This is a genomic window from Pantoea sp. FN0302, assembly GCF_050113775.1.
Lineage (GTDB): Bacteria > Pseudomonadota > Gammaproteobacteria > Enterobacterales > Enterobacteriaceae > Mixta > Mixta alhagi.
Genome location: NZ_JBNJSM010000004.1, coordinates 90,407 through 106,529, shown reverse-complemented (window position 1 = coordinate 106,529; position 16,123 = coordinate 90,407). Strand labels below are relative to the sequence as shown.

The following is a 16,123-nucleotide window of genomic DNA, read 5'->3' as shown; positions in this document are numbered from 1 at the left end:
GAATAGTGGTAAAAAAATCAGAGATAAAATAAAAATGGGCAAAAAGAATACAATGTTTATTGCCTGTCAGGCAGGGGGACGCTTTGCGACACAGGCGACATTTTAGGGACATTCTGATAAAGCTTGCATGACCCACCTGACGTCTGGCGCGGCGGTTGGCCTGCTGAAGGAAAAGAGAATAAGTGAAGTGGTAAGAGAAAAAAGCCCCCAGCCGCTTTACTTTAATTTACTTAATATGGCTTCAGAGCGCTTTAAAATAAGCCTGTTTTTTATTAGTGGCGATTTTAAAAGCAAAAATATTTAAATATGTAAAAAAGGCAGCAGCGCTGCCTTACAATTAACTATTCATGTTACGCGCGGCTTAATTTTCCGCGTCGAACCAGATTGCGCCTAATCCGGGTTAAACCTGGTTTTGGCCTGCGCGGTTCATCCAGACTTGCCAATACTAATTCCAGTACCCGCTCCGCAACATCGCGGTGACGCTGCGCCACCGCTAATACCGGGCACTCAAGGAAATCGAGCAGTTCATGATCGCCAAAGGTGGCGATAGCCAGATCGGTTGGCAGGCGCCCTTCTCGCTGCAGCGTGACATCCATTACGCCCTGCAACAGACCAAACGAGGTGGTAAAAAGCGCCTCAGGCATTGGATGATCTTCCAGATAATTTTCAAACAGCGTCGCAGCCGCTGCCCGCTCAAAACTGTTGGCATAGATGAAATCAATAGGACGCTTATCATCACGCCAGGCCTCGCGGAACCCCATTTCACGCAGAAAACTCACTGAAAGTTCAGGTAGCGCGCCAAGATAAAGCACGTTTTTTACCGGCAGCTGACGCAATTCAGCTGCCAGCGCCTGCGCATCTTCCTGATCGGCACCAACCACGCTGGTAAAGTGTTCACGATCCAGCGCACGGTCCAGCGCAATAATCGGCAGCGAATTATTCGCCCAGCGCTGGTAGAAAGGATGCTCCGGTGGCAGAGAGGTGGAAACAATGATGGCGTCGACCTGACGCTGTAACAGATGTTCAATGCAGCGCATTTCGTTATCCGGCTGGTCTTCTGAACAGGCGATAAGCAGCTGATAACCGCGCTGACGCGCCTGACGTTCCAGATAGTTGGCAATGCGCGTATAGCTGGTATTCTCCAGATCGGGAATAACCAGCCCGATTGAGCGCGTTCTGCCCGCTCGCAGCCCGGCAGCTACCGCGTTTGGATGGTAATTATGCTCGCGCACGACCGCCATCACTTTCTCCACGGTTTTATCGCTGACACGATACTGCCGGGCCTTGCCATTGATGACATAGCTGGCGGTAGTACGCGACACGCCGGCAAGACGCGCTATTTCATCCAGTTTCACAATCACTCCACATCGGTAATGCCATGGCGCAGGCCAATAGCCGCAGCATAGCTAAAGGTAAGCTTTTTTTACATCTAACCGCAGAAAGCGCCAGCGGGCAACCGCTTTTAATGGCAAAAATGAGGCATATCAGAAAATAAAAAAACCCGGCAGAACGCCGGGTTAGCAACAGAATGGATTATCACCAAGGATGATTAACGCATAATACGATCGCCGCGTGAAACGCCTACCACGCCGGAGCGCGCAACTTCGACAATTTCCGCTACGTCCCGCAACGTACTAAGAAACGCATCCAGCTTATCGCTGGTGCCGGCCAGCTGAACCGTGTAAAGCGTTGGCGTCACGTCAACGATCTGCCCACGGAAGATCTCCGCGCTTCGCTTTACCTCTTCACGCCCATAGCCGCTGGCCTGAATTTTCACCAGCATAATTTCCCGCTCAATATGCGCCCCCTGCCCCAGCTCGGTAACGCGCAGCACGTCCACCAGCTTGTGCAGTTGCTTTTCAATCTGCTCCAGCGCCTTTTCATCGCCAACGGTCTGAATCGTCATGCGTGACAACGTAGGATCGTCAGTCGGCGCGACCGTCAGACTTTCAATATTGTAGCCGCGCTGTGAAAACAGACCGACCACGCGGGACAATGCGCCAGATTCGTTTTCCAGCAGAACCGATAAAATACGACGCATAATTAAGTCCTCTCCGTTTTGCTTAACCACATTTCGTCCATACTGCCACCGCGGATCTGCATTGGATAAACATGCTCGCTGCCGTCCACGTTAACATCCACGAATACCAGACGCCCCTGCGCGACCGTTTCCAGCGCCACCGCCAGTTTTTCTTCCAGTTCAGCTGGATGAGAAATAGAGATACCCACATGACCGTAGGCTTCCGCCAGCCGCACGAAATCCGGCAGCGATTCCATATAAGAATGGGAGTGGCGACCAGAGTAGATCATATCCTGCCACTGCTTAACCATGCCCAGATAGCGGTTGTTCAGGTTCAGCACCAGAACCGGCAGGTTGTACTGCAGCGCAGTGGAAAGCTCCTGAATATTCATCTGGATACTACCGTCACCGGTAACGCAAACCACCGTTTCCTGCGGCAGCGCCAGCTTAACCCCAATCGCCGCAGGCAGGCCGAAGCCCATGGTGCCGAGGCCGCCAGAGTTAATCCAGCGGCGCGGCCGCTCAAAAGGATAGTAGAGCGCAGCGAACATTTGATGCTGGCCAACATCAGAGGTGACATACGCCTCGCCTTTGGTCAGACGCCACAGTGTCTCGATCGCCGCCTGCGGCTTGATCTTGTCACTGTTGCGATCGAACTCCAGACATTTACGCGCGCGCCAGCCTTCGATGCTCTGCCACCAGTCGCGCAGGCTATCGAAATCCTGACGCGTATCCCCTTCCGGCAGCAGCTCCAGCATCTGTTGCAGCACCTGCCGCGCATCGCCGACCACCGGAATATCCGCCGCAACGGTTTTTGAAATCGTCGTCGGATCGACATCGATATGCAGCACGGTAGCGTCCGGACAATATTTCGCCAGATTATTGGTGGTGCGATCGTCGAAACGTACGCCAACGGCAAAAATAAGGTCGGCGTTGTGCATCGTCATATTGGCTTCATAGGTGCCGTGCATTCCCAGCATTCCCAGATTTTGACGATGCGTGCCCGGAAATGCGCCCAGCCCCATTAATGAATTCGTAACCGGCAGATTGAGTTTTTCCCCCAGGGCTTGCAGCTCTTCATGACAGCCGGAAAGAATGGCACCGCCGCCCACGTACATTACCGGCCTTTTCGCCCCCAGCAATGCCTGAACCGCGCGTTTGATCTGCCCTTTGTGCCCCTGAGTGGTCGGGTTATAGGAACGCATGCTGACGCTTTCCGGCCAGACATACGGCAGCTTATTGGCAGGGTTAAGAATATCTTTCGGCAGATCGATCACCACCGGGCCAGGACGGCCGCTGGCCGCCAGCCAGAACGCTTTTTTGATGATGGTCGGGATCTCTTCGGTCTGTTTCACCAGAAAGCTGTGCTTTACGATAGGGCGTGAAATACCCACCATATCGCACTCCTGAAACGCATCGTAGCCGATAAGCGAAGAAGGAACCTGGCCGGACAGCACCACCATTGGAATAGAATCCATATAGGCAGTGGCGATGCCGGTGATGGCGTTGGTTGCGCCGGGGCCTGAGGTGACCAGCACCACGCCGACGTCCCCCGTTGCGCGCGCATAACCGTCGGCCATATGCACTGCGCCCTGCTCATGACGCACCAGTACATGGTCAATGCCGCCTACGGTTTGTAGCGCGTCATAAATATCCAGCACTGCCCCGCCGGGGTAACCAAAAACATGCTTTACGCCCTGATCGATTAACGATCGGACCACCATCTCAGCTCCTGATAACATCTCCATTTTTGCCTCCCGGCTTTCAGTTTGCTTTCTACTCAGGCCGTTACCCACCATCGTCGCGCAATGCACCAGCGCCTGGCGATGGCTCTACGCAGAGTTAAACAGTGTGTTAATGCTCAAACCCTGAAATGCATTTTCAGGGGCAGGTACAGGGGGAATAAAGCCCTTGCAGATTTTTATCTTGGCTTTGGACAATTAACATAACCGCAGAAATCTTGTTGGGTAAACCCTAAACTTGTCGACAGGTTCGCAGTGGTTTTCTTAATTTCGCTGTTAACCAGACCGATTGACAGAAAAAACGCTGAAGCTGCCGCTTAATATCAGCGCATTATGCTGTGTATCGGTTTATTCATAGCAAAAACTTATCATTATCAGTTTTTTTAGCGTAACCGAAGCCGTAAAAGAAAAAACGGGAAATTATCGCTGGTAAGATATTCTGCCATACCCAATAGATTTGCTATTTTGTCCGGCAAATGTGCCGACGTTTCGGGATAAAAAATTCTGCCTTGGCCTTAACAACGCCTTATCAATCAATACCCTTTACATACCCAACATATTTAACCTTTTGATTTAAAAGAATTAAGTAAAAGTAAAAATCAACAAATATCATATATTCTGTTGATAACATCTGCTGTGATATTTATCTCTTTTCCATCAACCCTTTTTATGCAATTTACGGCTCCCCTCAGGGTTGACATCACTCACGCGATCAAGTACCAATAAAAACAGCACAGAAATTAATGGGGCCTGATTCAATGATTCGTTCATTCCGCCTACTCGGACTACTACTAAACGCATATCACTTGCGCGGTAGTCGTGTGGGCGGAATCAGTCACTGATTCAGGCTAACAAAACGAAAAAACCCGCGCCAATGCGCGGGTTTTTTTATGCTCGTGACACAGGCGAACCGGTAAAAGCCAACTGAAAGGAAAAATACGATGAGCCAACAAGTCATTATTTTCGATACCACTCTGCGCGACGGCGAGCAGGCTTTGCAGGCCAGTCTGAGTGTTAAAGAAAAACTGCAGATTGCACTGGCGCTGGAGCGTATGGGCGTTGACGTCATGGAAGTCGGCTTTCCGGTTTCCTCTCCTGGTGACTTTGAGTCCGTGCAGACCATCGCCCGCACCATTAAAAACAGCCGCGTCTGTGGGCTGGCACGCTGCGTGGAGAAAGATATCGATGCTGCTTATGAAGCGCTGCGCGTGGCGGAGGCTTTCCGTATTCACACCTTTATCGCCACTTCGCCGATGCATATCGCCACCAAGTTACGCAGTACCTTGCCAGAGGTGATTGAGCGTGCGGTCTATATGGTAAAGCGTGCGCGTAACTACACCAGCGACGTTGAATTCTCCTGTGAAGATGGCGGTCGTACGCCGATTGATGATCTGTGTCGCGTCGTGGAAGCAGCAATTGATGCTGGTGCCACTACCATCAATATCCCGGATACCGTTGGCTATACCCTGCCGCACGAATACGCGCATATTATCGCTTCGCTGCGTGAGCGGGTGCCCAACATCGATAAAGCGATTTTATCAGTGCATACCCATGACGATTTAGGCATGGCGGTTGGCAACTCCATCGCGGCAGTCATGGCTGGCGCGCGCCAGGTTGAGGGGACGCTGAATGGATTGGGTGAACGCGCCGGTAACTGCGCGCTGGAAGAAGTGATTATGGCAATAAAGACCCGCGCCGCCATGATGGACGTTCACACCAATATTCATCACCACGAAATCTGGCGCACCAGCCAGACCGTTAGCCAGATCTGTAATATGCCGATCCCGGCGAATAAAGCAGTGATTGGTTCCAATGCTTTCGCCCACTCCTCTGGTATCCATCAGGATGGCGTGCTGAAAAATCGTGAAAACTACGAAATCATGACGCCGGAGTCGATTGGTCTGAATCAGGTTCAGCTGAACCTGACATCACGCTCCGGCCGCGCGGCGGTAAAACACCGCATGGAAGAGATGGGTTATCAGGAAAGCGATTATAACCTCGATTCGCTGTATGACGCCTTCCTGAAACTGGCGGATAAAAAAGGTCAGGTATTTGACTATGACCTGGAAGCGCTGGCCTTTATTAACAAACGAAACGAAGAGCCGGAATATTTCCAGCTGAAGGATTTCAACGTCCAGTCAGGCTCCTCCATCACTGCCACCGCCTCGGTGCATATGATCTGCGGCGATGAGATTCAGTCAGAGGCCGCCACCGGCAACGGCCCGGTAGATGCCGTTTACCAGGCGATTAACCGTATCACCACCTTTGATACTGAACTGGTGAAATATCAGCTCACCGCAAAAGGCCACGGCGAGAATGCGCTGGGCCAGGTTGATATCGTGGTTGACTACAACGGGCGGAAATTCCACGGCGTGGGCCTGGCGACCGATATTGTTGAATCCTCCGTTAAAGCGATGGTTAACGCATTAAATACTATCTGGCGCGCCAAACAGGTAGAGCAGGAACTGCAGCGTAAATCGATTAAAGAACAGAAGGAAACGGTATAACCATGACGCAAACTCATCATATCGCAGTATTACCGGGCGACGGTATTGGTCCTGAAGTCATGGCTCAGGCGATCAAAGTACTGGAGGCGATTCGTCAGCGTTTTGGCATGCGCATTACCACCAGTGAATATGACGTAGGGGGCATTGCCATCGATCGTCACGGTGAACCGCTGCCTGCCGCCACGGTGACCGGTTGTGAACAGGCGGACGCAATTCTGTTTGGTTCGGTCGGCGGGCCAAAGTGGGAGCATCTGCCGCCAGCCCAACAGCCGGAGCGCGGCGCGCTGCTGCCCCTGCGTAAACATTTCAAGCTGTTCAGCAACTTGCGTCCCGCCAGCTTATATAAAGGTCTGGAAGCTTTCTGCCCGTTGCGCAGCGATATAGCCGCGCGTGGCTTCGATATTCTCTGCGTTCGTGAACTGACCGGCGGCATCTATTTCGGTCAGCCAAAAGGCCGTGAAGGCAGCGGTATGCATGAGAAAGCCTTTGATACTGAAGTGTATCACCGCTTTGAAATCGAACGCATCGCCCGTATCGCCTTTGAGTCGGCGCGCAAACGCCGCAGCAAAGTGACCTCCATTGATAAAGCAAACGTACTGCAAACCTCGGTTATGTGGCGTGAGATCGTCAGCGAAGTGGCGAAAGATTACCCGGATGTACAGCTGAGCCATATGTATATCGATAACGCCACCATGCAGTTAATTAAAGATCCGTCGCAGTTTGATGTGCTGCTCTGCTCTAACCTGTTTGGCGATATTTTGTCTGACGAGTGCGCAATGATTACCGGCTCGATGGGTATGCTGCCCTCTGCCAGTCTGAACGAGCAGGGGTTTGGTCTCTACGAACCAGCTGGTGGCTCCGCTCCGGATATCGCCGGTAAAAACATTGCTAACCCAATTGCGCAAATCCTGTCGCTGGCGCTGCTGCTGCGCTATAGCCTGGATGCGGATGAGGCAGCTAACGCCATTGAAAGCGCCATTAACCGCGCGCTGGAAGAAGGTTATCGCACCAGCGATTTGGCCGGTAACGGTCCCTCTGTAAGCACCGACGAAATGGGCTCGATGATTGCCCGCTTTATCGCCGAGGAAGTATAAAAATGAGCAAAACATTATACCAGAAGCTGTTTGATGCCCATGTCGTGCATGAAGCGCCCAACGAGACGCCGCTGCTGTATATCGATCGTCACCTGGTGCATGAGGTAACCTCACCGCAGGCCTTCGACGGGCTGCGCGCTCATGGCCGCAAAGTCCGCCAGCCGTCAAAAACCTTTGCGACCATGGATCATAACGTCTCGACGCAAACCAAAGACATCAACGCCTCCGGCGAGATGGCGCGTATTCAGATGCAGGAGCTGATGAAAAACTGCGCTGAGTTCGGCGTGCAGCTGTATGACCTGAACCATCCTTATCAGGGCATTGTGCATGTTATCGGCCCGGAACAGGGGATGACGCTGCCGGGCATGACCATCGTCTGCGGCGATTCCCATACGGCGACGCACGGCGCTTTCGGCTCGCTGGCCTTTGGCATCGGCACTTCAGAAGTAGAGCATGTGCTGGCGACACAGACACTGAAGCAGGGCCGTGCCAAAACCATGAAAATTGAAGTCACCGGCCAGGCCGCGCCAGGCATCACGGCGAAAGATATTGTGCTGGCGATTATCGGCAAAACCGGCAGCGCGGGCGGTACCGGTCACGTTGTGGAGTTTTGCGGTCCGGCGATCGAAGCGCTGAGCATGGAAGGCCGCATGACCTTATGCAATATGGCGATTGAGATGGGCGCGAAAGCGGGCCTGGTTGCGCCCGATGACACCACGTTTAACTATCTGAAAGGCCGTCAGTTCGCACCGCAGGGCGAACAGTGGGAGCAGGCCGTTAATTACTGGCGTACCCTGAAATCAGACAGCGACGCGCATTTCGATGCCGTGGTGACGCTGGACGCCGCTGAAATAGCGCCGCAGGTTACCTGGGGCACCAACCCCGGTCAGGTGATCGCGGTTAATCAGCAGATCCCTGACCCCGCTTCTTTCACCGATCCGGTAGAGCGCGCTTCGGCGGAAAAAGCGCTGGCCTATATGAACCTGCAGCCTGGCATAAAGCTGACCGACGTGAATATCGATAAAGTCTTTATTGGCTCCTGCACCAATTCACGCATTGAAGATTTACGCGCCGCCGCAGAGATTGCCAGGGGGCGTAAAGTTGCACCGGGCGTGGTTGCTATGGTGGTGCCAGGCTCAGGCCCGGTAAAAGCGCAGGCGGAAGCAGAAGGACTGGATAAAATCTTTCTTGAGGCGGGTTTTGAATGGCGTCTGCCCGGGTGCTCTATGTGCCTGGCGATGAACAACGATCGCCTGAATCCCGGCGAGCGCTGCGCCTCCACCAGCAACCGTAACTTTGAAGGCCGTCAGGGCCGTGGTGGACGCACGCATCTGGTTAGCCCGGCAATGGCTGCCGCTGCCGCCATCGCTGGCCGTTTTGCTGATATTCGTGAACTGAACTGAGGAATCGATCGTGGCGAAAAAATTTACTCAACATACCGGTATTGTCGCCCCGCTGGACGCGGCTAACGTTGATACCGATGCGATTATTCCCAAACAGTTTTTGCAAAAGGTGACCCGTACCGGCTTTGGTCAGCACCTGTTTCACGACTGGCGTTTTGAAGATGATGCGGGTACGCAGCCGAACCCCAGCTTCGTGCTGAATAAGCCGCAGTTTCACGGTGCCAGCATCTTACTGGCACGGGAAAACTTTGGCTGTGGCTCATCGCGCGAACATGCGCCCTGGGCATTAACTGATTTTGGTTTTCAGGTGGTGATCGCGCCCAGCTTCGCCGATATTTTTTATGGCAACAGCTTTAATAATCAGCTGCTGCCGGTACGGTTAAGTGAAGAAGAAGTGGATGAGCTGTTCCGTTTGGTCGCGGCCCAGCCAGGCATTGAGTTTACGGTGGATTTAACCAGCCAGACGGTTAATGCCGGCGATAAAACTTACGCTTTTGAAATCGACAGTTTTCGTCGCCACTGCATGATTAACGGTCTCGACAGTATTGGCCTGACGCTGCAGCATGATGCGGCTATCGCCGATTACGAACAGAAACAGCCCGCTTTTCTGCGTTAATCAGTAACAGGCCTTCCGGCGGTTGGCGTCGGAAGGCCTGCTTTTCTATCCAGCCCTATGCGTTGCGTACCCGCGTCGCCAGCGCAAAAGACCCTAGCGCCAGCCCCAGTGCCAGCCAGTAAACCGTATAGTGTCCAAACGACTCCGCCAGCGTTCCCTGTAAGAGACCGGCGAGAATGGTGCCGGTTGAGATACTGTTAGTGAATAAGGTGGTTGCTGCGCCTGGTCGCCCTGGCATTAAATCCTGAAACCACAACATTCCGATTCCGGCGATAATGCCGATAAACAGCGCGTTAAAAACCTGCAAAAACATCAGCGCAGTGCGCGACTGAAACAGCACCAGCCCCAGATAAAACAGCACGCCGGAAGCGATGGCGATCAACATAATACGCCGCTTGCCGGTGCGTTTTACGTAATGTCCGGCTAACAGCATAATCGGGATCTCCAGCCCGGCGGCGGTGCCCATCAGCAGCCCAGCCAGCCGCTCGGGAAGCCCCAGCACCGTACTAATATAGAGTGGCATATCAATGATATACATGGTGTTGCAGGTCCACATCATCATGGATGCCACAAACAGCAGCCGCACATCTTTATTGCGCCAGGCGCTGATCTGCGTCAGCAGCACCTCCGGGGACTGCTCTACGCGCGGCACCGACGGCAGCGCAAAACCAACCAGCGCCAGACAAATCAGAAACAGGATCGCTGCCACCACAAACATCGTGGTAAAGCCGTAATTCAGCGCCAGCGCAAAAGAGAGCGGCGGCCCAATCACCCATGCCAGCGAAAGCTGGGCGCGCATGACCGAACTAAACATCACCACTTCACGCGCCGAACGGTCGGCATATTCCCGTGCCAGCGCAAAGATTTGCGGCATGGAAACGCTGGCCAGCGAAGAGAGCAGCACGCCAAGAGTAATCAGCGTCAGGTAATGACGGTTAAAGGCAAACAGCAGGGCATTCACCAATGCCATCGAGCAACAGAACAGGATCAGCTTACGGCGATCGCCCCGATTATCCGAGCGCTTCGCCAGCAGTAAACTGACCACAATCCCGGCTACCGCGTTAACGGTATAAAACAGGCCTACCCAAAAAGGCCGCACGCCGACTTCATGCGACAGGAACAGGCTCAGCGTTGGCGCCTGCAGAGCGCCAGCGATACCCACCATAAAAGAGACGGCCATAAAAGCGAGATAAACCGGATTCAGACGGCGGCGGCGCGTCAGCAGAAATTTCATAACGTTTCCTGTACCTGGAAAAAAAGAATGGTAAGCACCCGCAAAACAGACGCCGCAGGCAGGCACACAAGCTGCATGGCTACGGTTATCGTTGTAGAAGAAAGCACAGGAAAACGAAAAAAGCCAGCAGCGTCAATGCCTGCTGGCGGTGTAATTGCACTCTACTCAGATGTTATAGCGGGGCGAGAGTTCCACAATATCGAACAGGCCCCGCCAGGATAAAAGTACGCCAGCCAATAAGGCTGCCTCCCGCACTTTTATCTGCCGTTATTATCGCCATAATAAGGAAATGGAAAAACTACCCAATCTTTTAACAGAGTTCCCCTTTTATGCCTTCATCACGCCTGCAACATCATTTTATTCGTCTGTGGCAGAGCTGTAACGGCCAGACGCAGGAAACCACGCTGCAAATGCTGGCGCAACAGATGCACTGCTCGCGTCGCCATATGCGTAACCTGTTAAATGCGATGCAGGCTGAAGGCTGGCTGCGCTGGGAGCCAGAGGCGGGACGCGGCAAACGTTCACAGCTGCATTTTTACGCCACCGGGCTGGCGCTTCGACAGCAACGCGCCGAAGCGCTGCTGGAGCAGGATCGCATTGAACAGCTGGTGCAGTTGGTTGGCGATAAAAACCAGGCGCGACAAATGATCACCTCGCGCCTGGGGCGCAGCTTTCGTCAGGGCAAACATATTCTGCGCATTCCCTATTATCGTCCGCTGCTTAACCTGCTGCCCGGCTCGCCGCTGCGTCGTTCGGAAACCCATCTGGCGCGGCAGATTTTCAGCAGTCTGCTGCGCATAAATGAGGAAAACGGGGAACTGGAACCGGATATTGCCCACCACTGGCAGTGCCTGTCACCACAGCACTGGCGTTTTTATTTGCGTCCCGCTATTCAGTTTCACCATGGCCGCGAGCTGGATATGACGGATGTGATCCTTAGCCTGCAGCGTCTGACGTCGCAGCCGCTTTTCTCCCACTTGAGCGCGATTGAATCGCCTACGGCCTGGACGCTGGATATTCACCTTAGTCAGCCCGATCGCTGGCTGCCGTGGCTGTTAGGCAGCGCCAGCGCAATGATTCTGCCCAAAGAGTGGCCAGAGCTGCCCAACTATAGCCGCCAGCCAATCGGCACCGGTCCCTATTCGGTAGTTCAGAACCAGCACTCGCAGCTTAAAATACAGGCGTTTGATGACTATTTCGGCTATCGCGCCCTGATTGATGAGGTCAACATCTGGGTACTGCCTGAAATCAGTGAAGAGCTGGTTTACGCAGGCGTTAAACTGCAGGGCGGCGGAAAGGATGAGAAATCGGAAGAGAGCCGGCTTGAAGAAGGCTGCTACTTTTTACTGTTCGATCAGCGTTCGGAAAAAGGACGCGATCCACAGATACGCCGTTGGGTCAGCACCCTACTAAACACCATAACGCTGCTGAACAACGCAAGCGCCGGCTATCAGCGCTACTGGTTTCCCGCCTGGGGATTGCTGCCGCGCTGGCATCATCGCCCGCCACAGCATACCCTCGCCAAACCGGAAGGGCTGACTGAACTGACGCTGACCTGGTATAGCGATCATATTGAACATCAGGGCATTGCCAGGCTGCTGGAGCCATTGCTGGCGGCGCAGGGAGTCCGCCTGATTACGCAGGAGATCGATTACGCCAGCTGGTATCACGGCACGGCGAAAAGCGATCTCTGGCTGGGCAGCGTTAACTTTACCCTGCCGCTGAAGTTTTCCGTTTTTGCTCTGCTGTATGAGCTGCCGCTGTTACATCACTGCATCGATATTGACTGGCAGGCTGATGCCGGACGCTGGCGTCGGCAGGAACTATCACTGGCGGAATGGTGTCAGGCGCTGGTGAATAACCATCACCTGCATCCGTTGTTTCATCACTGGCTGCTGCTGGAAGGAGAACGCAGTATGCGCGGCGTGCGGATGAATACGCTGGGATGGTTTGATTTTAAGTCTGCATGGTTTGCACCGCCGGAAACCTGATGCTTTCGTTAACCCACCGAAAACACTACACTAACAGCCGTTCTCAACGGGGTGTGGAAAACAACAAACTTTCCACTGAGAGAAACCCGTCGAACCTGATCCGGTTAATACCGGCGTAGGGATTTGAGATGCGGTATCCCCTCAGATCATGCGCCCTGTTATTTTTCCTCCTCAAGGAGCGCAACGTGTTGAAAAAATTTTTGCCCGTTCTGCTGTTGCTGTCTGCCCCAGTTTTTGCTGCCAGCCCCACGTTAACCGTTTATACCTATGACTCTTTCGCTGCTGAATGGGGCCCTGGTCCGGCGGTGAAGAAAGCATTTGAAGCGCAATGCGGCTGCGAACTGAAGTTTGTCGCACTGGAAGATGGCGTGTCGCTGCTGAATCGTCTGCGCATGGAAGGTAAAAACAGCAAGGCTGATGTGGTGCTTGGGCTGGATAACAACCTGATTCAGGCGGCGGAACAGACCGGCCTGTTTACGCCCAGCAACGTCAATACCGCCAGCCTGACGCTGCCGGACGGCTGGCGTAACCGCACCTTTATTCCCTATGACTACGGCTATTTCGCCTTTGTATACGATAAAAACAAGCTGAAAAATCCGCCGCAAAGCCTGAAAGAGCTGGTTGAGAGCGATCAACCGTGGCGGGTGATCTATGAAGATCCGCGTACCAGCACGCCGGGCCTCGGCCTGCTGCTGTGGATGCAAAAAGTGTACGGCGACGATGCCCCGCAGGCGTGGCAGAAGCTGGCGAAGAAAACCGTTACCGTCACCAAAGGCTGGAGCGAAGCCTACGGTCTGTTTTTGAAAGGCGAAGGCGACCTGGTGCTGAGCTACACCACCTCTCCGGCTTATCACCTGATCGCCGAGAAAAAGGATCACTATGCGGCGGCGAATTTTGCTGAAGGGCATTACCTGCAGGTTGAAGTTGCGGCGCAGCTGAAAAACAGCAGCCATCCGCAACTGGCGCAGCAGTTCATGCAATTTATGATCAGTGAACCGTTCCAGCAGGCGATCCCCACCGGCAACTGGATGTATCCGGTCACCAAAACCGCCCTGCCCGACGGTTTCAATACGCTGACGGTGCCGAAAACGGCGCTGGAGTTTACGCCTCAACAGGTTGCGCAGCAGCGCGCTGAATGGATTACTACATGGCAACGCGCCGTCAGCCGCTGATCCCCGGCTGGCTCTGGCCTGGCCTGCTAACCGCCACGCTGCTGGTTACCGTGGCGCTGCTGGCTTTTGGCGCGCTGTGGTTTAACGCGCCGGAGAGCGACTGGCGCAGCCTGCTGCAGGATAGCTATCTGCGGCATGTGGTTGCGTTTTCATTCTGGCAGGCGCTGCTTTCTGCACTTTTGTCAGTGGTTCCGGCGATTCCGCTGGCACGGGCGCTCTGGCGGCGGCGTTTCCCTGGTCGCCAGCTGCTGCTGCGGCTATGTGCGATGACGCTGGTGCTGCCGGTCCTGGTGGCAGTGTTCGGTTTGTTGAGCGTTTACGGACGCGAAGGCTGGCTGGCGCAACTCTGTGCACTGTTCGGCGTCAGGTATGATTTCTCCCTCTATGGGTTACAGGGCATTTTGCTGGCGCATGTGTTCTTTAATCTGCCACTGGCGACGCGTCTGCTGTTGCAGGCGCTGGAAAATATTCCCGGCGAACAGCGTCAGCTGGCGGCTCAGTTAGGGATCGAAGGCTTTAATTTCTTCCGCCTGGTAGAGTGGCCCTGGCTACGCCGCCAGATTTTACCGGCGGCGGCGCTGATTTTTATGCTCTGTTTCGCCAGCTTCGCTACCGTGCTGTCGCTGGGCGGCGGACCGCAGGCGACCACCATCGAACTGGCGATCTTTCAGGCGCTCAGTTATGACTACGATCCTGCGCGGGCAGCCTTGCTCTCTCTGTTGCAGATGGTTTGCTGTCTGGGGTTGGTGATGCTAAGCCAGCGCCTGAGTAAGGCACTGCCTGGCGGCGATGTTTCTCTGAACGGCTGGCGCGCGGCCCATCGCAGCCTGGGCTCGCGGCTGCGGGATACGCTGTGCATTACGCTGGCGCTACTGTTACTGCTGCCGCCGCTGCTGGCGGTGATTGTTGACGGCGCGCGTCAGGGCTTTAGCAGTTTGCTGCACCAGCCGGCTCTCTGGCAGGCAACCTGGACTTCGCTGCGTATTGCACTGGCCGCCGGTCTGATTGCCGTGCTGTTAACCATGCTGCTGCTGTGGAGCAGCCGCGAGCTGCGTCAGCGTCAGCGTCTGCTGGCCGGGCAGGCACTGGAGATGAGCGGCATGTTGATCCTCGCGATGCCGGGCATTGTACTGGCGACCGGCTTTTTCTTGCTGCTTAACAGCAGCGTCGGGCTGCCGCAGCAGGCAGACGGCATCGTGATCTTTACCAATGCGCTGATGGCGATCCCTTATGCGATGAAAGTGCTGGAAAATCCTATGTATGACATTACCGAACGCTATCAGCGTCTCTGTTTGTCCCTGGATATTCGGGGCTGGCAACGGGTGCGGATGATTGAGCTGAAGGCGCTGAAGCGGCCGCTGACTCAGGCGCTGGCCTTTGCCTGCGTGCTTTCCATTGGCGATTTTGGCGTTGTGGCGCTGTTTGGCAATGCCGATTTCCGTACGTTGCCCTTCTATCTTTATCAGCAGATTGGCGCCTATCGCAGTGCCGATGGCGCGGTAACGGCGCTGCTGCTGCTGCTGCTCTGCTTTATTCTGTTCACTCTTATTGAAAAGCTACCGGGACGCCATGCTAACGCTGACTAATCTCACCTGGATGTATCACCATTTGCCGATGCGTTTTACGCTGTCGCTGCAGCCCGGCGAACGCGTCGCGGTGCTGGGCCCCAGCGGCGCCGGTAAAAGCACCCTGCTCAGTCTGGTAGCCGGATTTCTGTCGCCGCACAGTGGCACTATTGTACTCAACGGCGCGGATCATACGCATAGCGCTCCTGCCCAGCGCCCCGTATCGATGCTGTTTCAGGACAACAACTTATTCGCGCATCTGACCGTGGCGCAGAATATTGGGCTTGGGCTGCATCCGGGATTAAAACTGAATGCGGCGCAGCACCAGCAAATAGAGAACATCGCACGGCGGGTAGGGCTGGAAGCCTGTCTGGATCGTCTGCCAGGCGCGCTTTCCGGCGGGCAGCGCCAGCGGGCCGCACTGGCGCGCTGTCTGGTGCGGGAAAAACCGCTGCTGCTGCTGGATGAGCCATTTTCCGCGCTCGATCCCGCGCTGCGTAAGGAGATGCTGGCGCTGGTGGATGAAGTGTGCCGCGAACGCAAACTTACGCTGCTGATGGTGTCACACAGCCTGGAAGATGCCGCACAGATTGCCGCACGCAGCGTACTGGTGGTTGACGGGCGGATTTACTGGGATGGCGCAACCCATTCCCTGCTGCGCGGAGAAACTGAGGCGGCGGAAGTGCTGGGCATTCACTACCCGCGTAAAGAGTAGATAAGCACTACCGCTTTCTGTGTGAAGCAGCAGACGAAGCGGGTTATCATGCCCGCTTCGTCAT

13 protein-coding genes and 1 riboswitch are annotated in these 16,123 nt (G+C 54.6%); of the genes, 9 read left to right on the top strand and 4 right to left on the bottom strand.

Translation table 11 applies throughout. The features are described 5' to 3' along the window. Window positions 1-350: 350 nt before the first annotated feature. The 3 genes from cra to ilvI form a co-directional block, all read right to left on the bottom strand. A complete protein-coding gene (cra, locus tag ACQE32_RS15675) occupies window positions 351-1,355 on the bottom strand; it encodes a catabolite repressor/activator (RefSeq protein ID WP_426974460.1) in 1,005 nt (334 codons plus the stop codon). A gap of 194 nt (window positions 1,356-1,549) precedes the next feature. Further along, entirely contained in the window at window positions 1,550-2,041 is a 492-nt protein-coding gene (ilvN, locus tag ACQE32_RS15670; RefSeq protein ID WP_085068015.1) for an acetolactate synthase small subunit, read from the bottom strand. A 2-nt stretch (window positions 2,042-2,043) separates the two neighbouring features. Next, on the bottom strand, window positions 2,044-3,768 hold the full coding sequence (gene ilvI, locus ACQE32_RS15665; protein ID WP_427022066.1) for an acetolactate synthase 3 large subunit: 1,725 nt from the start codon (window positions 3,766-3,768) through the stop codon (window positions 2,044-2,046). A gap of 737 nt (window positions 3,769-4,505) precedes the next feature. Between ilvI and leuL the strand changes: the two genes are divergently transcribed. From leuL to leuD, 5 genes are all read left to right on the top strand, one after another. Next, window positions 4,506-4,604, top strand: a complete 99-nt coding sequence (gene leuL, locus ACQE32_RS15660) for a leu operon leader peptide (protein ID WP_427022065.1) — start codon at window positions 4,506-4,508, stop codon at window positions 4,602-4,604. A gap of 99 nt (window positions 4,605-4,703) precedes the next feature. Beyond that, window positions 4,704-6,269 (top strand): 2-isopropylmalate synthase, encoded by a 1,566-nt coding sequence (gene leuA / locus ACQE32_RS15655; RefSeq protein WP_426974458.1) that lies wholly within the window; start codon window positions 4,704-4,706, stop codon window positions 6,267-6,269. Between the two features lie 2 nt (window positions 6,270-6,271). After that, on the top strand, window positions 6,272-7,363 hold the full coding sequence (gene leuB, locus ACQE32_RS15650; protein WP_250651816.1) for a 3-isopropylmalate dehydrogenase: 1,092 nt from the start codon (window positions 6,272-6,274) through the stop codon (window positions 7,361-7,363). Window positions 7,364-7,365: 2 nt separating this feature from the next. Beyond that, a complete protein-coding gene (gene leuC, locus ACQE32_RS15645; protein ID WP_426982083.1) occupies window positions 7,366-8,766 on the top strand; it encodes a 3-isopropylmalate dehydratase large subunit in 1,401 nt (466 codons plus the stop codon). A 10-nt stretch (window positions 8,767-8,776) separates the two neighbouring features. After that, window positions 8,777-9,382 (top strand): 3-isopropylmalate dehydratase small subunit, encoded by a 606-nt coding sequence (leuD, locus tag ACQE32_RS15640; RefSeq protein WP_426974456.1) that lies wholly within the window; start codon window positions 8,777-8,779, stop codon window positions 9,380-9,382. Window positions 9,383-9,437: 55 nt separating this feature from the next. On the opposite strand, the gene ACQE32_RS15635 is transcribed toward leuD, so the two are convergent. Then, complete coding sequence (locus ACQE32_RS15635) at window positions 9,438-10,616, bottom strand: MFS transporter (protein WP_250651814.1); 1,179 nt, start codon at window positions 10,614-10,616, stop codon at window positions 9,438-9,440. 329 nt (window positions 10,617-10,945) lie between these two features. Here ACQE32_RS15635 and sgrR point away from each other — a divergent pair, with 329 nt between their 5' ends. The 4 genes from sgrR (at window position 10,946) to thiQ (ending at window position 16,059) form a co-directional block, all read left to right on the top strand. Further along, window positions 10,946-12,607, top strand: a complete 1,662-nt coding sequence (sgrR, locus tag ACQE32_RS15630; RefSeq protein ID WP_427022064.1) for an HTH-type transcriptional regulator SgrR — start codon at window positions 10,946-10,948, stop codon at window positions 12,605-12,607. Window positions 12,608-12,644: 37 nt separating this feature from the next. Beyond that, window positions 12,645-12,747, top strand: a riboswitch (TPP riboswitch). Between the two features lie 45 nt (window positions 12,748-12,792). Continuing rightward, window positions 12,793-13,779, top strand: coding sequence for a thiamine ABC transporter substrate binding subunit (thiB, locus tag ACQE32_RS15625; RefSeq protein ID WP_427022063.1), 987 nt, complete (start codon window positions 12,793-12,795; stop codon window positions 13,777-13,779). Further along, entirely contained in the window at window positions 13,755-15,365 is a 1,611-nt protein-coding gene (thiP, locus tag ACQE32_RS15620) for a thiamine/thiamine pyrophosphate ABC transporter permease ThiP (protein WP_427022099.1), read from the top strand. Before thiB ends, thiP begins: the two co-directional genes overlap by 25 nt. After that, window positions 15,349-16,059, top strand: a complete 711-nt coding sequence (gene thiQ, locus ACQE32_RS15615; protein ID WP_426974452.1) for a thiamine ABC transporter ATP-binding protein ThiQ — start codon at window positions 15,349-15,351, stop codon at window positions 16,057-16,059. Before thiP ends, thiQ begins: the two co-directional genes overlap by 17 nt. The last annotated feature ends 64 nt before the right edge of the window (window positions 16,060-16,123 follow it).